Source organism: Peribacillus sp. NPDC096447 (genome assembly GCF_044762725.1).
GTDB lineage: Bacteria > Bacillota > Bacilli > Bacillales > DSM-1321 > Peribacillus.
Genome location: NZ_JBIWEV010000004.1, coordinates 189,806 through 215,886, shown reverse-complemented (window position 1 = coordinate 215,886; position 26,081 = coordinate 189,806). Strand labels below are relative to the sequence as shown.

General features: G+C 41.6%; 23 protein-coding genes. 19 read left to right on the top strand and 4 right to left on the bottom strand.

The genetic code is table 11. From position 1 onward, the window contains the following. Window positions 1-92: 92 nt before the first annotated feature. From ACIQZD_RS15450 to ACIQZD_RS15390, 13 genes are all read left to right on the top strand, one after another. Window positions 93-1,115, top strand: coding sequence for a Bug family tripartite tricarboxylate transporter substrate binding protein (locus ACIQZD_RS15450; protein WP_402904254.1), 1,023 nt, complete (start codon window positions 93-95; stop codon window positions 1,113-1,115). Window positions 1,116-1,172: 57 nt separating this feature from the next. Beyond that, window positions 1,173-1,628, top strand: a complete 456-nt coding sequence (locus ACIQZD_RS15445; RefSeq protein ID WP_101223697.1) for a tripartite tricarboxylate transporter TctB family protein — start codon at window positions 1,173-1,175, stop codon at window positions 1,626-1,628. Between the two features lie 18 nt (window positions 1,629-1,646). After that, the gene (locus ACIQZD_RS15440; protein WP_402904251.1) at window positions 1,647-3,173 is read left to right on the top strand and encodes a tripartite tricarboxylate transporter permease; all 1,527 of its coding nucleotides are present in this window, start codon (window positions 1,647-1,649) and stop codon (window positions 3,171-3,173) included. Window positions 3,174-3,250: 77 nt separating this feature from the next. Further along, window positions 3,251-4,882: an ATP-binding protein gene (locus ACIQZD_RS15435; protein WP_402904248.1), complete on the top strand. Its 1,632-nt coding sequence runs from the start codon at window positions 3,251-3,253 to the stop codon at window positions 4,880-4,882. Next, window positions 4,839-5,546, top strand: a complete 708-nt coding sequence (locus tag ACIQZD_RS15430; RefSeq protein ID WP_402904245.1) for a response regulator — start codon at window positions 4,839-4,841, stop codon at window positions 5,544-5,546. Before ACIQZD_RS15435 ends, ACIQZD_RS15430 begins: the two co-directional genes overlap by 44 nt. 289 nt (window positions 5,547-5,835) lie before the next feature. Continuing rightward, entirely contained in the window at window positions 5,836-6,888 is a 1,053-nt protein-coding gene (desA, locus tag ACIQZD_RS15425; RefSeq protein ID WP_402904240.1) for a Delta(5) desaturase DesA, read from the top strand. A 94-nt stretch (window positions 6,889-6,982) separates the two neighbouring features. Next, window positions 6,983-8,104, top strand: a complete 1,122-nt coding sequence (locus ACIQZD_RS15420) for a sensor histidine kinase (protein WP_350300515.1) — start codon at window positions 6,983-6,985, stop codon at window positions 8,102-8,104. A gap of 12 nt (window positions 8,105-8,116) precedes the next feature. Beyond that, complete coding sequence (locus ACIQZD_RS15415) at window positions 8,117-8,725, top strand: response regulator transcription factor (protein WP_057278094.1); 609 nt, start codon at window positions 8,117-8,119, stop codon at window positions 8,723-8,725. Window positions 8,726-8,827: 102 nt separating this feature from the next. Next, complete coding sequence (gene msrA / locus ACIQZD_RS15410; RefSeq protein ID WP_402904234.1) at window positions 8,828-9,349, top strand: peptide-methionine (S)-S-oxide reductase MsrA; 522 nt, start codon at window positions 8,828-8,830, stop codon at window positions 9,347-9,349. Between the two features lie 745 nt (window positions 9,350-10,094). Further along, entirely contained in the window at window positions 10,095-10,790 is a 696-nt protein-coding gene (locus ACIQZD_RS15405) for a response regulator transcription factor (RefSeq protein ID WP_402904231.1), read from the top strand. Continuing rightward, entirely contained in the window at window positions 10,787-12,142 is a 1,356-nt protein-coding gene (locus ACIQZD_RS15400) for a sensor histidine kinase (RefSeq protein ID WP_402904228.1), read from the top strand. The genes ACIQZD_RS15405 and ACIQZD_RS15400 overlap by 4 nt, the downstream gene beginning before the upstream one ends. A gap of 65 nt (window positions 12,143-12,207) precedes the next feature. Next, a complete protein-coding gene (locus ACIQZD_RS15395) occupies window positions 12,208-12,756 on the top strand; it encodes a PepSY domain-containing protein (protein WP_402904225.1) in 549 nt (182 codons plus the stop codon). Between the two features lie 267 nt (window positions 12,757-13,023). Beyond that, window positions 13,024-13,506: a tetratricopeptide repeat protein gene (locus ACIQZD_RS15390; protein ID WP_402904222.1), complete on the top strand. Its 483-nt coding sequence runs from the start codon at window positions 13,024-13,026 to the stop codon at window positions 13,504-13,506. Window positions 13,507-13,732: 226 nt separating this feature from the next. Here the strand turns inward: ACIQZD_RS15390 and shc are convergent, their stop codons facing one another. The 3 genes from shc to ACIQZD_RS15375 form a co-directional block, all read right to left on the bottom strand. Next, complete coding sequence (gene shc / locus ACIQZD_RS15385) at window positions 13,733-15,628, bottom strand: squalene--hopene cyclase (RefSeq protein ID WP_402904221.1); 1,896 nt, start codon at window positions 15,626-15,628, stop codon at window positions 13,733-13,735. Window positions 15,629-15,796: 168 nt separating this feature from the next. Further along, window positions 15,797-17,446 carry a M14 family metallopeptidase gene (locus tag ACIQZD_RS15380; protein WP_402904218.1) on the bottom strand — a complete coding sequence of 550 codons (1,650 nt, stop codon included), beginning with the start codon at window positions 17,444-17,446 and terminating at the stop codon, window positions 15,797-15,799. A 218-nt stretch (window positions 17,447-17,664) separates the two neighbouring features. Continuing rightward, window positions 17,665-18,006, bottom strand: a complete 342-nt coding sequence (locus tag ACIQZD_RS15375) for a DUF1450 domain-containing protein (RefSeq protein WP_402904215.1) — start codon at window positions 18,004-18,006, stop codon at window positions 17,665-17,667. 266 nt (window positions 18,007-18,272) lie between these two features. Between ACIQZD_RS15375 and ACIQZD_RS15370 the strand changes: the two genes are divergently transcribed. The 6 genes from ACIQZD_RS15370 (at window position 18,273) to ltaS (ending at window position 25,139) form a co-directional block, all read left to right on the top strand. Next, complete coding sequence (locus ACIQZD_RS15370; protein ID WP_402904212.1) at window positions 18,273-19,223, top strand: ABC transporter permease; 951 nt, start codon at window positions 18,273-18,275, stop codon at window positions 19,221-19,223. Continuing rightward, window positions 19,216-20,163 carry an iron chelate uptake ABC transporter family permease subunit gene (locus ACIQZD_RS15365; RefSeq protein WP_402904209.1) on the top strand — a complete coding sequence of 316 codons (948 nt, stop codon included), beginning with the start codon at window positions 19,216-19,218 and terminating at the stop codon, window positions 20,161-20,163. Before ACIQZD_RS15370 ends, ACIQZD_RS15365 begins: the two co-directional genes overlap by 8 nt. After that, window positions 20,157-20,915, top strand: a complete 759-nt coding sequence (locus ACIQZD_RS15360; protein ID WP_402904206.1) for an iron ABC transporter ATP-binding protein — start codon at window positions 20,157-20,159, stop codon at window positions 20,913-20,915. The genes ACIQZD_RS15365 and ACIQZD_RS15360 overlap by 7 nt, the downstream gene beginning before the upstream one ends. Before the next feature lie 212 nt (window positions 20,916-21,127). Continuing rightward, window positions 21,128-22,072: a siderophore ABC transporter substrate-binding protein gene (locus tag ACIQZD_RS15355; RefSeq protein ID WP_483878407.1), complete on the top strand. Its 945-nt coding sequence runs from the start codon at window positions 21,128-21,130 to the stop codon at window positions 22,070-22,072. A 551-nt stretch (window positions 22,073-22,623) separates the two neighbouring features. Beyond that, window positions 22,624-22,755, top strand: a complete 132-nt coding sequence (locus ACIQZD_RS15350; protein WP_402904200.1) for a hypothetical protein — start codon at window positions 22,624-22,626, stop codon at window positions 22,753-22,755. A 416-nt stretch (window positions 22,756-23,171) separates the two neighbouring features. Continuing rightward, window positions 23,172-25,139 (top strand): lipoteichoic acid synthase, encoded by a 1,968-nt coding sequence (gene ltaS / locus ACIQZD_RS15345; RefSeq protein WP_402904197.1) that lies wholly within the window; start codon window positions 23,172-23,174, stop codon window positions 25,137-25,139. 55 nt (window positions 25,140-25,194) lie between these two features. On the opposite strand, the gene ACIQZD_RS15340 is transcribed toward ltaS, so the two are convergent. Beyond that, on the bottom strand, window positions 25,195-25,815 hold the full coding sequence (locus ACIQZD_RS15340) for an RraA family protein (protein WP_402904194.1): 621 nt from the start codon (window positions 25,813-25,815) through the stop codon (window positions 25,195-25,197). Window positions 25,816-26,081: the final 266 nt, after the last annotated feature.

Here is a 26,081-nt window from a genome sequence, read left to right as displayed (position 1 = left end):
GGTTATGGAATTTATGCATCTTAGGTTAATAATCAAAGAAAAGGAAGATATTTTTGTAGAATTAAGAAAACGCTTTCAAAAGGAGGATTATTATGTTTTCTCGTAAAAAGATTTCAGCGGTCATATTGGCGGGTTCGTTAGCTTTAAGTTTAGGTGCATGCAGCAGTTCGGGTACATCAGGAGAAAAGAAAGAAAGTACAGGTTATCCGAAAAAGGCCATAACGGTCGTTGCTCCATCGGGCGCAGGCGGAGGATGGGATCTAACCGCCCGTTCATTTACAAAGGTCTTGGGTGAGACAAAACTGGTGAACCAGCCATTGACCGTCGAAAACAAACCCGGTGGCGGGGGCGCTGTCTTCATGGCGGATTATGCAACACAGCAAGCGGATAACAATGACATGCTGTTCGTGAATTCACCGCCTGTCATCATCAATAACCTTAAAAAAGAAGGCAACAGTCCATATGGATATAAAAATACGACTCCTTTGGCGCAGCTGACAAAAGATTATGGGGCGATAGTGGTAAAGGCGGATTCTGAATTCAAGGATTTGAAATCAGTGCTGGAAGCGGTGAAAAAAGATCCGCGTAAGTTGACCTTTGCAGGAGGATCGGCTCCGGGATCCATGGATCATTTGATTTCCATTCTTCCAGCCTATGAATATGGCTTGAATCCAACCGAACTTAAATATGTTTCGTACGACGGTGGCGGGGAAGCGATTACGGCATTGCTTGGGGGAAATGCGGATGTGATCGGAACGGATGCATCCAGTGTCAGGGAATTTTTAAAAGCAGGAAAGATTAGAGTGTTGGCAGTAACTTCGACGGAACGTTTAGGTGGGGATCTTAAAGACATACCGACGGCAAAGGAACAGGGTGTTGATGCTGAATTCACGATTTGGAGAGGCGTTTTTGGACCTCAGGATATGTCTGGTGAAGCGAAAACCTTTTGGGACGGAACCATTGCAAAGCTAGTTGAAACTTCTGAATGGAAAAAGGAAGTGGAAGTTCAAGGATGGGAACAAGAATATAAAAATAGTGAAGAATTCAGCAAGTTTTTAGAAGAACAGGAGAAACAGGTGCAGCAATTATTGGAAGCTTTAGGCATGGAAAAATAATGGAGAAGAAGGGGGTGCTTTCACCTTCTTCTTATTTTCTGAAATGGAGGGATAGTGATGGATGTTAAATTTGATCGCTTTGCATCTGTAGCCTTTCTGGCTGTCGGAGTGCTGTTTATGATAGGAAGCAGGAAGCTGGCCAGTTCTTCTTATGGAAGTTCCGTGGGACCGGACATTTTCCCTTTTGTATTGGGGCTCGTTCTTGCTGTTTTAAGTATTCGCCTGTTTTATGAGGCATTTCGGAGCAATGTGCAGGAATCGGGTAAGGGAAAGCTGGAATATAAACCTTTTATCATCATTCTGCTCTCCACCTTGATTTATATTTTGACATTGGAAACGATAGGATATGTCATTACGACCTTTCTGTTTTTGTTTGTTTGCTTTCAAACGATGGAACGAAATAAGTGGGTGACATCGCTCATCATTTCCGCAGGATTTTCCGGGATCATCTATTATTTATTCGTGAATGTTTTAAAGGGAACACTGCCGGGTTGGCCAATCTGGTTTTCATAAAGGGGAGGGGGATGTGAAGTGGGCACTTTTGATTATTTAATGCATGGTTTTGAAACGGCACTAACTTGGTATAATATACTTTTTGCATTTGTCGGAGTATTGATCGGTACGGCTGTCGGCGTTTTGCCGGGGATCGGGCCGATGAGCGGTGTGGCTCTTTTAATTCCGGTAACCGCTTCGATTACAGGGGGACTTCCCCCAGAGCAAGCGGCAACAAGCGCCATCATTTTACTTGCAGGTGTTTATTATGGTGCGATGTATGGTGGATCGACAACTTCAATCCTATTGAATACACCTGGTGAATCTTCTTCTGTCGTCACCACACTGGATGGCTACCAAATGGCCAAGAAGGGAAGAGCAGGAAGTGCTTTATCGATTTCGGCAATCGGTTCCTTCGTCGGAGGGATTGTCACCCTTGTCGCCATGATTGCCTTGGCTCAGCCATTATCGACGATTGCCATTAAATTCGGTCCGGCTGAGTATTTTTCGCTCATGCTTCTAGGGTTGGCGGCTGTCAGCGGCCTCGCGGGAAAATCCGTAACCAAGGCACTGATCATGACGGTTTGCGGTTTGTTGATCGGGACGATAGGCATCGATAATGTATCAGGGATCGCCCGTTTTACATTCGACATTCCTTGGCTGTATCAAGGGGTCGAATTCCTGACGATCGCAGTCGGTCTATTCGCACTTGGAGAAGTATTCAAGACAATCTTGGAAAAAGAAGAGGATGACGGGGAAATTGCAAAGATCAAAAATTTGATTCCTTCCAAAGAAGAATTCAAGGAATCCGCTGGTCCCATTGCGAGGGGGTCGCTCTTAGGTTTCTTTGTAGGGATCCTGCCGGGTGCAGGGGCTACTCTTGCTTCTTTCTTCTCATATCTTATGGAAAAACGGATTTCAAAAAAACCTTGGAGATTTGGTACAGGGGCGATCGCTGGGGTGGCTGGACCTGAAACGGCCAATAATGCGGCATCTGGCGGTGCGATGATTCCATTATTGACGCTGGGAATTCCGGGTTCCGGTACAACGGCGATTTTAATGGGTGCACTCATGATGTACAATGTTCAGCCAGGGCCATTATTATTCGAGGACCATCCCCAGGTGGCCTGGGGACTTATCGCCAGTATGTTCATCGGGAATCTGATGCTCCTCATCCTTAATATCCCGCTCGTTAAGGTTTTTGCGAAAATCATAGAAACGCCAAAGAAGTATTTGATTCCGATCATTATCGCGATTTCCATTTTTGGCGTTTATGCGGTACAAGTATCTACTTATGATTTATTGCTATTACTAGTATGCGGGGTCTTGGGGTATTTCTTAAGTAAAAATGATTATCCAATCGCCCCGTTGGTATTAGGACTGGTTTTAGGACCGATGATAGAAAACAATATGCGCAGGGCACTGACGATATCCGATGGTGATTACAGTTTGTTTTTCACTCGGCCGCTTTCCCTGACATTCCTGATCATAACGGCATTATGGCTGCTCATCCCGGTGTTACTTAAGAAGAGAGGGAAGGATGTTGTCATCAATGTTGAAGGCTAACTGTTATTTTCTGAATGTTGCGAAAAACCCCTTTTTTAAAGGGGTTTTTTTTTATATGATGTAGAAGAGGTGATTGAATGCGTTTACACACCAAGTTGATGCTGGGCATCTGTACGTTAATCATCTTAATGGGTGGAATTTTCGAAGTGATTTTTATAAATATCTTGGAAAAAAACCTGAAGCAGGAAACAGGGGAAAAAGCATTGTCGGTTGCCCAGACCGTTTCTTTGCTGCCTGAAATTAAACAAGCTTTTCGATCGGATAATCCTTCTGTAATCATCCAGCCCATCGCGGAAAAAATTCGCAGGCAGATCGATGCGGAATTCATAGTAATAGGAGATGAGAATGAAACTCGGCTGTCGCATCCAAATACAGACTTGATAGGGAAGAAAATGGTAGGGGGGGATAACGCCGAGGTTTGGGATGGGAAATCCATCATCACTGAGTCTACTGGGACATTGGGTCCTTCCATAAGAGGAAAATCCCCGATAATCGAAAATGAAAGGGTCATTGGTGTCGTCTCTGTTGGCTACCTTCAGGATGATATTGAAAAAGAAGTGTTCAGTATACAAAGAAAGATCGTCTGGATCATCTCTTTTATTTTAATAGGCGGTTTGTTGATTGCCTTTTTCATTTCATTCAATATAAAAAAGGCGATATTGGGTCTGGAGCCGAAAGAGATTGCCTGGATGTTTCAAGAGAAGCATGCCATTTTGGAATCCATTCATGAAGGCATCATTGCCATTGATGTTCATGGGAAGATCACGGTCGTCAATGAAACGGCACATAAAATCCTTCATATCCCTAAAGACGTCATGCTTCGCGGGCAAAAAATCGAAGAAGTCATAACGCATACACATTTGCTTGATGTAGTTAGCACGGCACGGGCCGAGTATGATCAGGAATTCATGATTGACGGTGAAGTGTTTTTGGCAAGCCGGATCCCCATTTTGAATGGACAGGGTGAAATCATCGGTGCAGTTGCAAGTTTAAGAAATAAATCGGAACTATCCAATCTCCTTAAGGAGCTATCACATGTAAAGGCGTATGCAGAAGGGCTGAGGGCCCAGACACATGAATATTCGAATCGGCTTTATACACTGCTAGGCTTGATTCAACTCGGTTCATATAAAGAAGCGATGGATTTCATATCGAAGGAAGTCGATGTCACCCAAGGCTTCATTCACTTTCTAATGAAGGAAGTACCTGATCCGATCATTGCTGGGTTCATCTTAGGGAAGGTAAGTTTAGCCAGCGAGCTGAAAATTGATTTTACTATTGATAGAGAAAGCAGTTTAAAAGATATTCCGTCCGAAATAGATCGGGATTTATTGGTGACGATCATCGGCAATCTCATCAATAATGCCTTTGAAGCTGTACGGGAAAACGAAAGGGAAGAAAAAAGGGTATCGTTGTTCGTCACGGACTTGGGTAAAGAGTTGATCATAGAGGTTGAAGATAATGGAAAAGGGATGAACTCAGATGTTACCGAACTGATTTTCCAGAACGGTTTTACGACGAAAAGCCATCAAACCAATTCAGGTATAGGTTTGAGCCTTGTTCAGGAAGCGATTGATGGATTAGGGGGATATATCACTTTTTCGACGAAAGAAGGGGAATATACGATTTTTACTGTTGCCATACCAAAAAACAGAGGGGGATTAAATGATGGCCAGTCGCGATATAGAAGTTTTGATCGTAGAAGATGACCTGCGGATTGCCGAGATACAAAAGCTATTCCTCGAAAAGCTTGAGGGGTTTCAAACGATTGGGATCGCCTCAAGCTATGACGAGGCTAAAAGCTTCATTGAAATCATTCAGCCGGATCTATTGCTGCTCGATATGTATTTTCCGGATATGAATGGGCTCGATATCCTGAAAGAAATCAAGCAGCAAAGCAAACAAATGGATGTCATCATGATAACGGCGGCTAAAGAAATCGAAAAAGTCCAGGAAGCCATCAAGATCGGCATATTTGATTATATTATCAAACCTGTCGCATTTGAACGTTTCAAGCAGTCTCTACTCCGATATCAAGAGTATCACACCAAACTGTCTGAATTGGAAAAGGGCAATTTTCCCGTAACGCAGCAACAGGTGGATAAGCTTTTGCGAAAGGAAATGAAAGAAAAAGAGAAGGAACAGACTTCACTGCCAAAAGGGATCGATCGGATGACTTTGGAGAAGGTGATGGTTGTGTTGGGGAAATCCTCCCCAGGGTTAACTGCCGAAATAGTGGCAAAGGAAATCGGGGTGAGCAGGACAACGGCAAGGCGTTATCTGGAGCACTTGATGTCAGAGGAAAAAATTGATGCTGATTTAACATATGGCACGGTAGGACGGCCTGAACGGGTTTATGCCATCAAGATATAAATGGGTTCGCCAAGCGGCGGATCTTTTTTTATTTGCTCGAATAAATGTAAGGATTTTTCTTGGAATCAGATTGATGGGAATTCAACGTTTTTTAAGTGTGAAAATGATGAATGAGGAAAAATACGTGTGAAAAGTTTTGAAGCAGACAAGTATATGACAAGTGTCATGGCAGGGATTTGACGTTTATGACTATAGAAAATCGGTTATTATTTCTATACTTAAAGAAGAGATGCAAGCATAACCAATCTATTTAAACACTTCATTCCTATATTTTTTTGAGGAGGAAATCATGAGTAGTCATAATCAAAAACAATTGAGAAAAGATGTTGCCCCTTTTGAAAAATCCAATACTAAATCAAGCGTGAAACAGCTCATAAATACATTTCCGCCATTTTTCCTGTTATGGTTTTTAGCTTATCAGAGCTTAACCATCTCATACTGGCTGACCCTTGCATTTGCCGTACTTGCTTCAGGGTTTGTAATCAGGATTTTCATCATCTTCCATGATTGCTGTCATCAGTCGTTTTTCAAAAGCAGGAAAGCGAATAACATCCTGGGTACGATCAGTGGAATCGTCACATTATTTCCGTATGAGCAATGGAAGCATAGTCATTCCATACATCATGCAACGAGCAGTAATTTAAACAAACGCGGTACAGGAGATATTTGGGTCATGACCGTTGATGAATATGTGGATGCTTCATTCTGGGGACGTCTAGCATACCGTTTATATAGAAATCCGATCGTCATGTTTGGATTGGGTCCATTCTATCTATTCCTTGTATCGAACCGTCTTAATAAAAAAGGCGCTAAAAAGAAAGAACGCAGAAATACGCATTTGACTAATGCCGCAATCGTAGCGATTTATGGTCTTTTATGCCTCGCTATCGGATGGCAGGCATTCCTGATGATTCAGGTACCGATTCTTTTTATATCGGGATCATTGGGCATCTGGCTGTTTTATGTACAGCATCAGTTCGAAGATTCATATTTCGAAGAGGAATCTGAATGGGATTACGTGAAGGCTGCCATCGATGGAAGTTCTTATTATAAACTTCCAAAGGTTTTGCAATGGGTAACTGGTAATATCGGTTTTCACCACGTGCATCACCTTAGTCCAAGAGTGCCAAACTATAATCTGGAAAAAGTCCATGAATCCACCCTGCCTTTGCAGCAGGCAACGACAATCACCCTTAGTTCAAGTTTAAAATCACTTCGCTTCCGCCTTTATGATGGCGAAAACAAGACGTTTGTCAGTTTTAAAGAGATTAAGGAACGTCTAAATGAAACAAAATCAAAAATGGAAATCAATAATGAACGTCCAAGTCTTCAAAAAAAATAAATTGTTCACCAAAAAACCATTCGATTCCCATTGGATGGTTTTTTGATGAAACTCCTTAGTATATACTAGGATAAAAAGAAATAGAGGCGGCGCAATGCAAAGTTGGTATCATATCTTTCCGAAAAACACAGGGCTGAGCCCTTATGTCTGGATCATTTTTTGTATCCTTCCTTTTTATTTCATCTTCAAATCCTCTTCGATGTTGGAGATAGTCTTTGGAATCGTCATGATCATATTGTTTTTCATATCATATGGTCTCTCATTCGTTTCGAAGGGATGGCCCGTATACGTATGGACCGCGATACAAATAATCATTTCCATATCGATGACCATATTTTTCAGCTACATTTACTTTTCACTTTTTTTAGCATTCTTTATTGGGAATGTTCAAAATAAGGTTGGCTTTTTCGTATTATATTCGATCCAGCTATTGGCTACCATCGTGTCTGTCAATATTGGCTTCATCATGAAAGACCCTACCTTCTTTTCGCAATTTCCCTTTATGCTCATTTGTGTGGTAGGCGTGATCCTGCTCCCTTTCAACACGTATAATCGGAATAAACGGGGCATGCTGGAAGAACAATTGGAGGACGCTCATAAAAGAATATCAGAGCTTGGCAAAATGGAAGAACGTCAGCGGATTGCCCGTGACTTACATGATACACTTGGACAAAAGCTGTCTTTGATTGGCTTGAAAAGTGACCTTGCAGGGAAATTGATCGATTTGAATCCGGAGACGGCCAAGAAGGAAATCAAGGATATCCGTCAAACGGCGAGGACGGCACTCAAGGAAGTACGTGAAATGGTGTCGGAAATGCGTGGGTCCAAGCTAAGCGATGAAATTATCCGGGTCAAGCAAATATTGAAAGCCGCAGAGATAGAATTCAAGTTGGAAGGGACCACAGAATTGCAAGATACCCCATTGCTTGTTGAAACGGTTTTGAGCATGTGCTTGAAGGAAGCTGTGACCAATATCGTCAAACATAGCGGTGCCGACTGCTGTAATATCGTCATCGAAGAATTACAAACAGGAGTGACGATCACAGTACAGGATAATGGAGTGGGGCTTTCACATAGATCAGAGTATATTAAAGGCAATGGACTTCAAGGAATGAAAGAAAGGCTAGAATTTGTTAATGGCAGCTTGGATATTAAATCAACAGAGGGAACGACACTTTATATAAGGGTTCCGAATGCTATAAAAAATAATGGATAGGTGGGATTAACCTTGATTCGAATCGTAATTGCCGAAGATCAGCGGATGCTGCTTGGCGCGCTAGGTTCCATCCTTGATTTGGAAAGTGATATGGAAGTTGTAGGAAAAGCGAGCAATGGGGAAGAAGCAATGAATCTCGTCAATCAATTAAAGCCGGATATCTGCATAACCGATATTGAAATGCCAGTTAAAACCGGGCTCGATGTAGCGGAGGAGATCAAGGATCAAGGCCACCAATGCAAAGTCATCATTTTGACCACCTTTGCACGTCCTGGGTATTTTGAAAGAGCCAGAAAGGCCGAGGTAGGCGGATATCTTCTGAAGGATAGCCCAAGTGAGGAACTGGCGAACTCGATCCGTGTCATCATGGATGGTCGGCGCATTTATGCTCCTGAGCTGGTGGATATGGCTTTCGAAGAAGAAAATCCTTTGACTGAACGAGAGTGCCAAGTGCTCAAATTGATCGCAGATGGTAAGACCACAAAGGAAATCGCAAGCCAGCTTTATCTGACCAATGGAACGGTCCGTAATTATATATCGGTCATCCTTGATAAATTGGATGTAAGCAACCGCGTTGAAGCGATTGTAAGATTCAAGGAAAAGGGCTGGTCAAAAGATTGATCAAAGGTAAATCCCTGGCGGCTTTGCAAATCAAAAAAGCACTGTGTCAGAATTGAAATATGGTATATTAATTTTTATTACATATAGGAGAGGATGACCATTATGCAAAAGGCTACATTTGCTGGAGGCTGTTTCTGGTGCATGGTGACACCATTTGAAGAACAACCGGGGATTGGGGGAATCGTATCCGGTTATACGGGAGGACATGTTGAAAACCCGACTTACGAGGAAGTGAAGACGGGAACTACGGGACATTATGAAGTCGTGGAAATCACTTTCGATCCTCAGTTATTTCCTTATGAAAGATTACTGGAGCTATATTGGCAGCAAATTGATCCAACCGACGATGGCGGTCAATTCCATGACAGAGGAAGCCAATATCGGACGGCCATCTTCTATCATGATGAAGCTCAAGAAAAACTGGCTCTTGAAGCGAAAGAAAAGGTAGCGGCCAGCGGGAAGTTCCAGAAACCAATCGTAACGGAAATCCTTCCGGCCCAAACCTTTTACCCTGCCGAAGAATACCATCAAGGCTATCATAAAAAAAACATAGATGATTATAAAGCGGACCGTGCGAAATCGGGACGCGATGAATTCATTGACCAGCATTGGAACGGTGAATGAAATGGAACATTATTAAAATTTCCAGTTGATTTCAGAAATCCGCTCCCTTTCCGCCGTCTGTCTGCCAAGCCTCCTTGCCGCAAGCGCCTGTGGGGTCTTGGCTAGCCAGTTTTTCGGCAGGAGTGTCGCATATTTCTTCAATCAAATGAGGTTTCATTAAACAATAAAAAACCCAAAGTGTAACCATTTCTTAATCAAAGTCAGGGATGAGACCAGACTACAGTTTTTTCTTTTAAAGGCAATCCAGTTGATTGGAACGGAAGGTACGAGACTCCTGCGGGAAAAGCGTGTCCAAGGGAGACCCCACAGGCGCAAAGAGCGCCGAGGAGGCTCCCGGACCGCCCGCGGAAAGCGAGTGCCTGGAGAGGAAATCAACGTTCTAGCTATTATCAAAAATCCGCTCTCTTTCCGCCAACTGTCTGCCAAGCCTCCTTGCCGCAAGTGGCAGTGTGGTCTCGGCAAGCCAGTTATTCGGGGTGAGGCAGTTCCGAACCCCATTTTGTCGACAAACTGTGACTATGGAAATATTCCATAGTCTTTCTTTTTATTATGGTTAACCGTTATTTAGATATGGGGAATCTCTGTATGTGTTTGGCATGGACCATACACATCCGGTTCTTTTTGTTGCCCTTTTATAGGCACAAAAATTAAATTCATTATTTCATCGGATTTTTATGCGGAGAGGTCAATTTCTCATGATATTTTCATATTTCTTCAGTACACTAAGGGGTAGGTGGTGATGATCATGAATAAGAGAATTTTAATAATAGAAGATGAAGAAAAAATAGCGAGGGTCCTCCAGCTGGAACTTAATCATGAGGGTTATCAAACAGAATCGGCTTTTACCGGAAAAACAGGTCTGGAAAGGGCAGAAGCCGAAGAATGGGATTTAATCTTATTGGATGTGATGCTGCCCGAGTTGAATGGCATAGAAGTACTTAGGCGTTACCGGAAAAAGAATGGATCGACACCGGTAATCCTTCTAACCGCAAGGGATGCTGTGCCAGACAAGGTGAATGGCCTGGACCATGGTGCGAATGATTATGTAACGAAACCGTTTGAAATTGAAGAGCTGCTGGCACGGATCCGTGCTTGTTTTCGTACCAATGTACGGGAGAGCCAATCCGAAGGTGAAGTGGATGAACTTAAAATCCATGATCTGAAGTTGAACCTTGGTACAAGGGACATTCACAGGCAAGGCAATAGGATTGAGCTGACTTCCCGCGAGTTCGATTTGCTGGTTTATCTTTTGCAAAATAAAAATCAAGTACTTTCGAGGGAGCAAATCCTGACACATGTATGGGGATTTGACTTTGCAGGGGATACGAATGTGGTTGATGTGTATATCCGTTATTTGCGCAAAAAAATAGATTATCCCTTTGACCTGCAGCTTATACATACTTACCGCGGTGTAGGTTACAGCTTGAAGGAGCCAGTATGAAGATTCGGACGAAAATCCAATCGTATTCCAGTCTTTTTTTAAGCGTCATGCTTATATTGTTGAGTATCATCGTTTTAATCGCCTTTCTTTGGATATCGGTAGAGAGGGAACGGGATTTGCTTGAAGATCAAGCCTCATTAATTGAAGAAAATATCCTGACGAAAGATTTGATTTCCGGTGATCCCGATTTAATGGAGCTGTATATCCCCGACGATGGAATGGTGCGGATATTCGACACTGATGGAAGGTTGGTAAAATCATTTACGGATGAAGAGGACCTTAAGGGGCTTGCGGTTAAAGCCATTAACGAGAAAGGATATGATTTTACCAAAGCTGACGGGGAATATGTATTGACCTACCGTTACCCTTATCCTGATGAAGGGAAGAAGCTAGGGGTGATCGAGGTCACACAGCCGCAGGATACCCTTCTTGATAATTTATCGACGCTTGCCCTCGTTTTGGGCGGTGCATCCCTTTTTGTCATTATTTTATCCATTCTTGCCGGTAAGTGGCTGGCCAATCTGATCCTCAAACCGATATCGATCATGAGCGGAACGATGAAGGATATTGAGAAAAGCGGAGAATTCAAACGGATACCGCTATCGGATCAATCAAAGGACGAGCTGCAGGTGATGGGAGCGGCATTCAACAGGATGATAGAAAGGCTGGAGCGGAATTATAACCAACAGCAGCAATTCCTTTCAGATGCTTCACATGAATTGAAAACACCGATTACGGTCATAGAAAGCTACTCCTCTCTATTGAAACGCTGGGGAATGAAGGATGAGGCGATTCAGGAAGAGGCGGTGGAGGCAATCCACCATGAAGCCGTCCGGATGAAAAAGCTGACGGAGCATCTTCTGCAGTCTGCCTCCCAAACGGAACTTTCAGCTGATGTGGAAGGAAAAATAGAACTTATTTCGTTTTGTAAAGGGATTGCCCAAACATTCAGAAGGACGGGAAATCGTGAAATAACGATAGAATCAGAGTTTAAGGAAATATATGCAATGACCGTTTCCAGTAAGCTTGAACAGGTGATGGTCATCCTATTGGACAATGCAATGAAATACAGTGAATCAAGTATACAGATCATGATAAAACAACAGGATAATGAAATTCTCATCGGTGTGAAAGATCACGGCGGAGGGATATCACCAGAACATCTCCCCCATGTCTTTGAACGTTTTTATCGCGTGGATTCATCGAGGGCAAGGAAAACGGGAGGCAATGGACTCGGGCTTTCCATCGCCCGGACGCTTGTCGAGTCATTCGACGGTAAATTGGAGATTCAAAGTGAGGTGGGAGAGGGAACGTTGGTGACTCTTACTCTTTCTCATCAAATTCTAATCTAACGCTCATGTTCGTTTCATGAAGGGTGCTTATTATTAAGGTAACAACTTAAAGGAGGAATTCATTCATGAAAAAACAGTGGAGTACGATTAAAGAAGGTATCAATCAAAGGAAAAAGGTAATCATGACGGTGTCCATAGCTTCCGTATTGCTTTTCGGCGGTGCTGCTGGAACGGCGGTATATGCAGTCAATAAGGGGAACCTATCCGAGGATGAGGCTGTCAAAATGATTTCAGAAAAACTAGGCGGGGAAGTTACTCAATTTGAAAAGGATTGGGACCAGCCGATGACCTATGAGATGACCGTTAAAACAAAAGAAGGCTATCAAGACGTTGATGTTGATGCTGAAAAGGGAGAGATTCTTTCTCAGGAGATGGAAGACGATTACGATGAAGATATGAGCACACAACAAGCCGTGGAAACTGCAAAAGTCAGCAGAGATCAAGCTGAAAAGATTGCCTTGAAAGCGGTGGATGGTCAAGTAACGGATATGGAGCTGGATTCAGAGAATGGCACCCTTGTGTACGAGCTGGAAATAAAACAAGGACAAAAGGAATATGATGTTGTGGTGGATGCAACCACGGGTAAAGTATTGAAAAACCAGTTGGATGATTAATCAGCAATATGTGTTATATGAATGGACTTGACCTGAAATGCATGAGAGGGATTTGCCAAGTGGCAGATCCTTTTTTAGTTGCGATTATGAATCTCAAGCGAAATTAGGGAGAAGGAAGAAGAAACTTCCTTTCGATGAAGAGGCGTATGGGTGGAAGAACCAACATGTAGCTGATGATACCTTGAAAAAATCTGCGGTTATAAAGGAATTAAAAAGAGGAATCGCGAATAGGGGCAATAAGGAATCTTATACAATGGAGGAATGGCAATGGGAAATTTGGAAGAGGCACTGTCACTAAGGGGAAAGAAAGAATTCGAAAAATCCAATCGATTATTGATGGATCTGGCAAAGCAAAATCCCGGGGATGCAGTCATACAGTATCAGTGTGGCTGGAGTTTGGATATTCTCGGACTTGAGGTAGAGGCGGTGTCCTATTATGAAGCGGCACTCAAATTAGGTTTGCCAAAGGAGGATGCAAAAGGGGCCTACCTAGGGTTGGGGAGCACATATCGCACCATAGGGGAATATGAAAAATCAAGACAGGCATTGGAATCAGGGCTGGCGAAGTTTCCTGAGGATAAGGCTTTATTGGTATTCAGGGCCATGGCATTTTATAATTTGGGCCACCATGATCTTGCAATGGAATCTCTTTTGAAGATAATTGCCGAAACCTCGAGTGATCAAGAAATACACTCTTATGCTAAGGCCATAAAATTTTATAGTGATAAGCTGGATAAAGTTTTCACATAATAGTGATCATCCCCAAACTATCCACAAAACCTGTATAAAACAAGTCATCCTTACATAGCTGAAATGAATTAATCAACAATATGACGGGGAATTTCTTGCATTTGGCACTTTTAAGGATAAATGAATGTGGATAACCTCGGAATGTGGATAACTTTCCGGTGTTATTCACTACTTTTCCACAGGTAATCCACATATTCACCTTTAATATGATAATAAACACTGGCGATTAAGTCTTCAGGAATTTTTTATTGTAATGACTTAAGGCTAAAAGGGGATAAATATAGCGATAGCTATGATAATGGATATACAAAAAATCTGCCATTCCCTGGCCTGCAGGATAATCATTGGTCCAGCTTTCTTGTTGACCTGCACGGATGAGATAGGCAATGCCTTTTTCGATCTCGGCTGTCGGCTTTTCTGACGCCGATATCAATGCATCCACAGCCCAGGCTGTATGTGTCAGTGTGCTTGTTCCGAGGGGGATATATCGTTGCTTGATATCACTGTAACAAGATTCACCCCAGCCGCCATCTTCATTTTGAATTTTCTTCAACCAAGTTAAGGCTTTTTGGATGGATGGATGTCCAGTGGCTTGCCCTGCTGCCTTCATGCCGGTCAGTGCAGACCATGTGCCATATAGATAGCAGATGCCCCAGCGCCCATACCAGGAGCCATCACGCTTCTGGTCTTCCAATAGCCAATCCACCGCTCTTTTACTGACTTCCTCCGGCTTCTTCATATTTGTATAGTTCCCCAGGAATTCCAGCGTTCTTCCTGTCAGATCAGCGGTAGAAGGGTCACTCAGGAGATATTTCGAACCCTCTATAGGAAGAAGCTGCAGCCATTTATGGTCGTTATTCCGTTCGAAGGCTGGAAATCCACCATCATCATTTTGCATGGATATCGTGAAGGAGACACCGCGCTGCCAGCTGTCCCGATTATCCGGTTTTGCTTGCAGTTGCTTAGCCAGCGCCCGCAGTGAGGCGGTCGTATCATCGACATCCGGATTCATGGTATTTAAATCCGAGAACCCCCAGCCGCCTGGAATCGCGTTAGGATTATGGATCAGCCAATCTCCATACATATAATGCTGGCGTGACAGTAAGTACTGATTGGCGGCCTTGACCGCTTTGTCTTTGGAAGGCATGCCCGCTTCTTGAAGGGCGTAGCTTATTAAGGAGGTATTCCAAACATGGGGCGTCGTGAACTGGATATGTGTGTGTCCCTCAATAGAGCAGGCCATCCCTTTCAGACCGGCCATGGCCTTTAGAATCACTGGATCTCTTTTCGAATACCCAATTGAAAGGAGGGCAAAGATCATGAAAAAGGTAGAACCGAAATAATTGTACAGTGTCCCGTCTGGTTCCAGCCTGTCGAGCATAAACCTTTTCGTTGAATCCAAGGCTAAGGAATGCAAATAATCCGGATAACCAATCAAGGTTTTGACACCTGTTTGAAGTTTGGAGAAAAAGGAACGATATTCTTCGGTACGATACTCTTCCCACATACGCTCTTCGGATCGGTCCTCCCTTGTTTGAAATAAATCTTTTAGATTTGGCGTGTCAGGGGTCTTGATTTGAAACCTTTTATGGCCAAGCAATAGCAATGGAATCATGTTGACCCGCCCATATACGGAAAGATCATAAATGCTGACGAAAAAGGTCGGAGGCAGTAAGACCACTTCGAGAGGAATGGGGAATAGGCGCGGCCATTGATATTGTCCGGTGACGGTAAGCATCATTTTCGTTAACATTTTGGCCTGTTTGATGCCGCCCTTGGAGAGAATGAATTGTTTGGCTTTCCTCATATGGGGATGATTCTTATTGCGGAGTCCGCTAAAAAGAAGGCCATAATAAGCCTCGATCGTAACCGTAACATTGCCGTCCTTCTCGTCTTGGAAAAGTTTCCATGAACCGTTTTCCGTTTGCTTGCTTTCAATTCTTTTTACTAAAGCCTCTATAAGAGAAGTGTCTTCCATATCTAAAATTTTCAATAATATGATCATATAGGCATCTGCCGTTATCCCGGTGTCAAAGGGATAATTCCACGAACCATCAGCGGATTGGTCTTGTTTCAAGCGATGAACAAGGCGGTTGATTTCCAATTGTACATGTTGGTTCAATGACTTTCCTCCTCTAAAAACACATTTTCCGTTTATATGTATATTCAAAACTTGTCGTTGCATTCAAGAAATCATGTCAGGCGCATCGTTCCGACTGAATAAAGGAGGGGGGAAACTAAAAACGCTTTGGCAATGAAAGCTGCCAAAGCGTCATTTAGATACTATGCATCATTTAACTGGTAAGGAAGATGGCTGCATATAGCGGTAAATCGGCAGTTCTTTTCCTTTGGCAGCCGGGATGAAATTGAATGTCACATAGCTGTCCATGCCTTCAGGTTCGAGGGCAAGGGAGATGAAGTTGGCATCAGGCTGGGCCATGTCGAAAACATAGCTTCCTTTTGGGAAATCCCGAGTTTTTGAAGTAACGGTGGTCGTGACTTCCCTTGTGGAATGTCCGCTTTCCAGTTCAGCGGAAACTTTTAAATCATTGACCCTATAGCTTTCAACAGCTACTTTCATAGGTCTTTTTAACTTTTTCACTTCCACTCCCAATAGCTGAAGTTTCTTGGCGATATTTTTAAATTCAGGTGGAAGGATATAGGCTGTCGGACGATCTCTGACAAGGGTAGGATAGGCATCGGTAGAATCCAGCCAATCGATGGAGGCATCGACCATTTTTGCTTTCGCTAAATCGACTACAGTCAGTTTTTGATCCTTAATCAATTTATTTTCGCTGGTGATGACAATTTCATCGTTATCATTTGCTTTTCGCCCTTTTTGCACGACTTCAGTTTCTGCCTGACTAACGGCTTTTTTAACCTTACTGGCCTGTTCAGCTGCCGTTTTGATGAATGCTGCCTGTGCAGTGGCTTGTGCAAAAACACGTCGTTTAAAATCCGTACGGCCAATATTGATCCCCCTTGTTTCAATTAAATAGGTCATTGTATTTTTCAAACCGAGGGCGTTTCGGCCAATCCGGGCTTCTGTGCTTCCTTCTGTGGCGGTAAGGACTCCATCATCAGAAGTGGCCAGTGTATAGTAATCGTGATAGGAAAGCTTTTCTTTTTCCAATGTTTTAAAAACATTAGGCAAAAGCAGTTCATCGGAAGCTTTTCGAAGCTGTTCGGGAATATTTAAATTCTTGGCTGAGGAGATGAGTAAATCATAGGAAGCGATCGATCCATTTGCTCCCACCTTTTTCAGGGGGGCGGGATTCACTGTATATTCATGTACATCCAGAATGACTTCTGGTTCATAATCATCGATTGACTGATGAATCGTCTGCACTTCAGGATACTCCACTTTTAAGTAGTCCCTATTCGCATCCATGTCATTTACGGTATATCGTTTGAAATAATATGAGCCATCAGGATTCACGCGTGGAACGATGGCAACATTCACTTTATCGAGGACATCACCAAGCTTGCCTTCAGCCAGCCATTGTGCAAGGACTAATGTAGATTCACCTGAAGCGGGTTCATTGCCATGGATTTGACCTTGAATCCAAATCAATGGTTTATGGGAATTCTTAATCGGCCTTTTTGAATCCTTGCTGAAAAGAAGCATCGGGATGTCGCGTCCTTCTGTGGATTTACCTATCGTCTTGACCTGGATGTTTTTGTTTTTATGGGAGAGGGACTTGATGGAATCCAACATTTCTTCCTGGCTCGTAAAGGCGGCCTTGTTTTGTTTAAAGGCAGGGGTCTTGAAAGAAACATTAGGGTCAGGGAAAAGGTGGGAGAGGTTATCTGGTTGAATGTAGCTTGGACCATTTCCATAATAAGGGGTGAATTCTTCCGCCTCGGCGATAGGGCCAGGCAATCCAGTGACAAGACCTAGTGTTACGACTGAAACGATGGTAGGAATGATTTTTTTCATGGACGTCCTCCTGTCTATCTTTTTCCATAAATTATCATATTTCAAGCTATTTATACAGTGAAAACGTAGGAAATAGTGAAAAACAGGAAGTAACGACTAGATTAATAATTCAATGTTAAATTCGCAATTCCTTTTAATAGATGTTCATCACCTGTATTCTGTATAATTACAGGTAAGTAGTCAAAATGACACGGAACAAGCAATTAGTTTGGCCCGTATCATTTCAATTCATCATGTAACCGATTTAAAAGATCATGTGAATCTTCGCCACTCATAATCTGGCCGTTCACCTTTGCATATGGGGTTTTCTGACAAAGTTTACACTCACTCAAACATTCATATTCCTTATATTGAATCCTTGGATTCGCTAAGAACTTGCCATAATCGGCAACTGTTTTTTCATTAAGGAAGCGGTCAAGATTATTTTGGCAAAATTCAATCTGGATTTTCGCCTTTTTTGAGAACACTTTGGATAGCAAGTTTTTCATCATATCGCTTCTTTCATTGGAAGAGTAAATATTTGTTATTTTGATTTTATCACTTCCTGTAACGAAATGCATGATTGTTCATCAAAATTCATTACAATCTGACTATTTGGAGAATATCAAAGGAATTCCCTTGTATATATTGACACATGTCTGAGAAATGATAGAATTAGAGTTAATGATAATGAATCTCATTATCACGAGTGGGGAAACCTTGTAACTATTGCGACTTCATGATTTCCATTTCAAAAGGTGACTTTGCGGTAGTCTGTATTCAAATATATTTAATTAAAAATATTATATCGCTTTATTAACTGAGATAGGAAGAGTAGGAAATGTAGATGAAGATAAGATATTTAGTCATGGCATTAATCGTTTTATCATTTACGTCATTATTCATTGGCGTAAAAGATATTACCCCCCTGGATTTATTGGATCTAAGTGATGATAAAGTGCAAATCATGCTGCAAAGCCGTTTCCCAAGAATGGTGACCATAGTCATTGCCGGTATTGTGATGAGTATAAGCGGTCTGATCATGCAGCAATTGAGCCGCAATAAATTTGTATCCCCGACGACTGCCGGTACCATGGACTCTGCAAGGCTGGGACTTCTTCTTGCCATTATCATTTTTCCATCGGCAGCACTTATTGAGAAAATGGCATTCGCTTTCATATTCGCCTTGGCAGGTACATTCTTGTTTATGAAAATTCTTGATCAAGTGAAATATAAGGATACGATTTTCATTCCATTGGTTGGTTTGATGTTTGGTAATATCGTCGGATCCATCTCGACTTTCTTTGCCTATAAATATGATTTGATTCAAAGCCTCAACACATGGATGAATGGGGATTTCTCGATGATCATGTCGGGAAGGTACGAACTTATATATGTAAGTATCCCTCTCGTCATTCTCGCATACTTCTTTGCCAATAAATTCACTGTGGCAGGGATGGGTGAGGAGTTTGCTATCAATCTAGGACTCAATTATAAGCTTATAGTCAATTTTGGGTTGATCATCGTGGCATTGTCCTCCACTGTCGTTTTGTTAACGGTGGGAACGATTCCTTTCATAGGGTTGATCGTACCAAATATTGTATCCCTTTACCTTGGTGACAATTTGAAAAAGAGTCTTTCTCATACAGCATTGCTAGGGGCAGTATTCCTATTGATCTGCGATATTCTGGGCAGGATCCTCATATATCCATTTGAAATCCCGATCGGACTCGTGGTTGGTGTCATAGGAAGCGCCGTATTTATCTATCTGATAATGAGGAGAAAGGCATATGAATAATAAAAGTAGGATCATTATATTGGCTGTTCTTGCAGCAGTTTTAACCGCAGGTTATATCTTTTGGGACCTTGGCCCGAATTGGGATTATGCACTGCCGAGAAGGGTTATAAAAATCATCGCCATCATCGTGGTTGGCTGTGCAATAGCTTTTTCAACAGTGATTTTTCAGACAGTCACGAATAATAAAATCCTGACACCAAGCATTTTAGGGTTGGACTCCATGTATATGCTGATCCAAACGGGAGTCATTTTCATATTCGGATCAACGCATATCATGATCATGAATAAAAATCTCAATTTCCTGATTACACTTGCGGCCATGCTTATTTTTGCAAGCCTGCTGTTCAAATTCATGTTCAAGAAAAACCGTAATATTTACTTCCTATTGCTGATCGGTATCATCTTCGGAACCTTATTCGGCAGCATGTCTTCATTCATGCAGGTATTGATTGATCCGAATGAATTTCAAATCATTCAAAATAAAATGTTCGCCAGCTTCAATAATGTCAACACGGACCTGTTAACGTTAGCTATTATCCTAATGATAGCGGCAATGATATATTTCATGAGATTTTTGAAGTATTTAGATGTCATGTCCCTGGGGAGGGACCAAGCCATAAACTTGGGTGTGGATTATGATTTTGTCACGAAGCGGGTTTTAATCGTCGTTACGGTTTTAATCTCCATTTCGACTGCCCTGATCGGTCCGATCACGTTCCTCGGATTGCTTGTTGCAAACGTGGCTTATCAATTCATTAAGTCCTATCAGCATAAATTTATCATCCCGGGTGCGATGCTGATCAGTGTGGTTGCCCTGGTCGGCGGCCAATTCATTGTGGAGAGGATCTTTACGTTCTCAACCACCTTAAGTGTCATCATCAACTTTGTCGGCGGCGTTTATTTCATCTATCTTCTATTAAAGGAGAATAAATCATGGTAGAAGTGAAAAATTTATTCAAAAAATATAATAATAAAACGGTTGTCGAGGATGTTTCCATTGAAATAATGAAAGGGAAAATCACATCCTTCATAGGTCCCAATGGAGCGGGGAAAAGTACCGTCCTTTCGATGATCAGCCGTCTCATTACCCGGGATTCAGGAGAGGTCCTGATCGAGGGGAAGGATATGGGGAAATTCAATAGCAATGAACTTGCGAAGAAGATTGCCATCTTAAAGCAGGCTAATCACATCAATATCCGTTTAACGATTCGTGAACTCGTCGCCTTTGGCCGTTTTCCTTATTCACAAGGCAAACTGACTAAAGAGGATTGGAAATACGTCGATGAAGCGATTGAATATATGGAACTTTCCGACATGCAGGATAAGTTTCTTGACCAGCTTAGCGGCGGGCAGCAACAGAGGGCATTCATTGCCATGGTTATTGCTCAGAATACGGAGTATGTACTGCTTGATGAACCCCTGAACAATCTTGACATGAAGCATTCCGTTCAAATCATGAAGGTATTGAGGAGATTGGCCGATGAATTAGGCAAAACGGTCATTATCGTCATTCATGACATTAATTTTGCATCCTGCTATTCCGACTATATTGTCGCATTGAAGGATGGAAAGGTTGTTCATAATGGACCTACCGAACAAGTCATCAATTCCAATGTATTAAAGGAAATCTATGATATGGATATTGAAATCCAAAGCATCAATGACAATAAGATCTGTGTGTACTTCACGTAAGACAGTTAGTTCCATTTGGTTTTAAATTACTTCAGTTTTCATAGCCGTCCCAGAAATCACGACATACGCTTCTTAGGCTGGTAAGAGTTGGCGGGCGCCCAAAGGTAATAGCCGCCTCCTGTCATATGGCAGGGAAGTGATGAAGGTGAATTCTGTGAAGGTGAGGATTCAATATGTAATTTTAAATAAAAAAATTCGAGGTGACCATAATGATTAAGAAATTATCTTTACTTCTTTTGGTTGCAATGCTGGCTGTAGTGGCTGTAGCTTGTGGATCAGATAAGGAAAAAGAAGAATCAAGCGCGAAAAAAGAAAGTGCTAAAAGCGAAGAAATTACAGTTAAGCACCAACTAGGCGAAACGAAAGTAAAAACAAACCCTGAAAAAGTCGTTGTATTCGATATGGGTGCTCTTGATACTCTTGATAAATTGGGTGTGGAAGTGGCAGCTGTTCCTCATGATGGCCTTCCAAAATACCTTTCTAAATATAAAGGTACAACTGAAAATGCCGGCGGATTAAAAGAACCTGACTTCGAAAAAATCAACGAAATCGCTCCTGACTTAATCCTTATTTCTGGCCGTCAATCTGAAGCATATAAAGAATTAAGCAAAATTGCCCCTACTGTTTTTGTTGGTGTAGATACAACAAAGTATATGGAATCATTTGAAGAGAACGTAACACTTTTAGGTAAAATCTTCGATAAAGAAGACGAAGCGGCTAAAGAATTGGCAAGTGTTGAAGAAAACATCAATGCTTTGAAAGAAAAAGCTCCAACTGACAAAACTGGTTTAATCGTTCTTGCCAGCGGTGGAAAAGTAAGTGCTTACGGACCGGATTCAAGATTTGGAATCATCCATGATGTATTCGGAGTACCTGCAGTAGATGATAAATTGGAAGTATCGACACATGGTCAAAGTATTTCTTTCGAATATATTGCTGAAAAGAATCCTGACTACCTATTCGTTGTAGACAGAGATGCGGTTGCCGGTGATGGAGCTGCAGCAAAAGATACTGTTGAAAATGACATTGTGAAAAATACAAAAGCATTTAAAGAAGGTAACATCATTTATCTAGACCCTAACTACTGGTACTTATCAGGCGGCGGCTTAGAATCTGTTGACGCTATGGTTAAAGAAGTTTCTGAAGGCATTAAGTAATGTAAATATTGTTAAATGAAATCCTGTCCTCGATCGAGGGCAGGATTTTTTTATTTTTTATAATAAAGCTGGATGAAACCAATATACTAACAAAGGGGACAAAAGAATTCACATATAAAGGTGACAAAGTACAGGTAAGCTTATAAGGTCCCCTACGACCAAATTAAGGGGAAATGGGAAAAGGACAAGGATATCCACTCCAGTTGCTTTTTATGGCTCATATGGGCTGCAATCGAAGGAATGTAACCCTTCAGCCGATATGAAAAAATTCAGTTTCTTCCTATTATAATGTCAAAACCATGGATACTTGAAGCTTTCCGGTTCCAAGAGGAGTTTTTCAAATTGTATTTTAAGTTAATTTTGGTAAATCAAATCTTTTATGGATGATAAAAATTATCCTGAAAGTGAAAATATAAAAATAATATGATCAGGATTTTCAGGAAATTTTTTTGAAAAAAGCTAATAAAGAAGCCGGAGGGGAATGATGTCGATATTACACGAAATCTATTTGTTATTTTATGGGATTTCGGAGCGGCAGGATGCAATTTTGAATGAGTCAAACTTTTGCAGGCTTGGATTTTGAATGGGGTATCAAAAGTGCGGAGGAGAGATGCATCCATGTAACCGGCAATCCATTTTCAACTGTCGAATTATCGGGAAAGAAATCCTGGATAAATCAATAGCTTTCAATAATTGAAGATTTATATCTTTACATATTTTGTAATGTACTGGTTTTTTTATAAAGAGTCGTTTATAATGGTAAAAGCCTGAAGGACGTGAAATTAAATTGTACTGTCATCCGCATTAACCCCAAAAAGTTACGGTGATATTTATTGGATTAAGACAGGGAGTTCCTATATATTTGTTATAGGCGCGCTGAGCATTCGAGACGGGCGAAGCTCTGTTTATTTTTTCAAAGGCTTGTTCATAAGCTAAAAAAGTGTTCTGGATATAAGAGTTATGGATGTGACAAAAGGTGGTTTTCACAATCTTGACTATCCGAGTGTAAGAATGCTATTATAAGGTTTCGGATTTTCCGTCTTTTGTAAGTATGTAAAAATTTATATAAATAAACCACTAGATTAATAGAGGTGAAAGCATGAATAATTTTCTTAAAAAAAGCCGGCATTTATTTGCAGATAACATACTAGGCTTTTTCTTTATTGCGGTAGTCTTGTTTTGGATAAAAACCTATATTGGATATCGAATTGAATTTAACTTGGGTATTGAAAATGGCCTGCAACAGTTCTTGCTGTTCATAAACCCGATTAGTTCAGCCATTTTATTCTTTGGCTTGGCACTATTGGCTAGAGGCAAAAAATCGTTTAAATGGATCATCAGGTTGAATCTATTGATGTCACTATGGTTATTCTTCAATATTGTATACTACCGGTCATTTACCGATTTCATTACATTGCCAACCCTTACGCAAGTGCAAAATGCGGGGGATTTGGGGCCGAGTATTTTAGAATTATTTAAAGGCCATGATGTATTTTATTTCCTTGATACGATTCTTTTGATCGTGCTGTACAGATTCAAAGGCTTTAAAGTGGAAGACTTCAAAGTCAAACGCCGTACAGTTGGAATGGTTTACCTAGCGGGACTTGCAATTTTCGCCATCAATTTGGGACTTGCTGAAAAGGATCGCCCGCAATTATTATCAAGAACATTCGACCGGAACTATATCGTCAAATATTTGGGCATGTTCAACTATACGGTTTATGATGCCGTTCAGAATACTAAAACATACGCTCAGCGTGCCACTGCAAACAGCACGGATATCGCCGAAGTCGTCAACTATACGAAGGCAACAAGCGCTGAACCGAACCCTGAGTACTTTGGTGCAGCCAAAGGTAAGAATGTCATCTACCTGCATTTGGAATCGATGCAGAATTTCCTGATCGATTATAAGTTGAATGGGGAAGAAGTAACTCCATTTTTGAACTCACTTGCAGCAGATAAGTCAGATTTCATGCACTTTGATAATTTCTTCCATCAAGTAGGCCAAGGTAAAACGGCAGATGCCGAATTCATGCTTGAAAATTCCCTGTTCGGTTTACCACAGGGGGCAGCATTCACAAACCGTTCCCAAAATACGTATCAAGCGGCACCAGCTATTTTAGGACAACAAGGATACACATCTGCTGTGTTCCATGGTAATTACAAATCTTTCTGGAACCGGGATAATATGTATAAGTCTCTTGGTTTTAACCAGTTCTTTGATGCTAACCATTATAATATGGAAAATAAAGAGGAAGTACTAAGTTATGGATTAATGGATAAGCCTTTCTTTAAGGAATCGATTCCAATGTTAGAAACGCTTAAACAGCCTTTTTATACAAAATTCATAACGGTGTCTCATCATTTCCCGTATTCCATGGACCAGGAAAAAGCAACAATCGGTAAGCATACGACAGGCGATGCTTCCGTTGATAGTTACTTCCAAACTGCACGCTATGCCGATGAGGCACTTAAAGAGTTTTTCGATTATCTGAAGGAATCCGGTCTTTATGATAATTCGGTAATCGTTATGTATGGTGATCACTATGGTATTTCCGAAAACCATAAAGAAGCCATGTCAAAAGTGCTTGGCAAGGATGTTGGCGCATTTGAGAATGCCCAATTGCAACGTGTACCATTATTGATTCATGTTCCAGGTGTTGAAGGCGGGGAAATGCACCAATACGGAGGACAGATTGACCTTCTCCCGACTTTATTGCATCTGTTAGGAATTGAATCTAAAGATTATGTACAATTCGGTTCCGATTTATTGTCAAAAGATCATAATGAAGTAGTACCTTTCAGGAATGGTGATTTTGTAACACCGGATGTCACTTCCATCAAAGGGAAATACTACGATACTAAAACAGGAGAATTGGTCGAGGAAAATGATGACATCCTCAATTATAAAACGAGAGCTGAAACGATGCTCAATTTATCAGACCAAGTAGTGAACGGCGACTTACTCCGTTTCTATACTCCAAATGGTTTTAAACCGATAGACCCTGCTGATTATGATTACACATATGATGAAGAGGCTTCAAAGGAAGATAAGACCGATAAATAAGGCTAATGAAAAAACAGGCAGGAAGCCATCGCTTCCTGCCTGTTTTTTATATGCGTCATCCTTTATTGGTCATCATGGCAATATACTTTCTAATTTGATCAGGCTTTCCTGCATATTTTTCAGCACGCTGTTCATCTTTCATGATTTTATCCTTCGCTTTGTTCAGGATATCTTCACCCTTGGCTTGTGGCACGACCACGACTCCATCCATGTCACCTATGATGATGTCACCTGGAAATACGGTGACACCTCCACAGGAAATGGGGATATTGGTTTGGCCTACACCTGCCTTGCCGCTTGAGGCAACCGTCGTCCCTTTGCTGAAAACAGGGAAATTCAATTCTTTAATTGCTTCAAGATCGCGAATGACTCCATCGACAACGAGACCGCCAACTTCCATGGTCTGCATCATGCCGACGACAAAGTCTCCTGCTATAGCCCGGTATGTATCACCCTTGCTGTCAACGACTATTATATCCCCAGGCTTGGCTTCGCCGATTGCTTTTAACACGGCTGAATTATCACCGACGGGCATCTGTACGGTCAAAGCTCGTCCGGCCAGACGAAATTCTTCCTTTAAGGGTTTAATCGCCGATTCCAAATTGCTCAACCCTTCCATTGCATCAGAAATCGCCGTGGTGGGCAAATTCCTGAACTGTTGAATAAGAGTATCCATGACTATGATTCCTCCTTAAGAATTAATGAATATAGCCTAATTATACACAAATTTTGTAATTTTCTAATAAATTTCCGTTTGATAAAATGGTAAATGTAGTGTAATCAATATATGAAGGGGGAGGGAAGTTCTTCTGTCACAAGGGGTTCAAGTCAAATTCCTGTTTAATCAATCGATTGATTAAACTTTATAGATCATCGTTATGAAGGGGGTGAAATCCAACGTGACTGCCTGTTGCCTGCTTGGTTCCTATGTAATTCTGAATG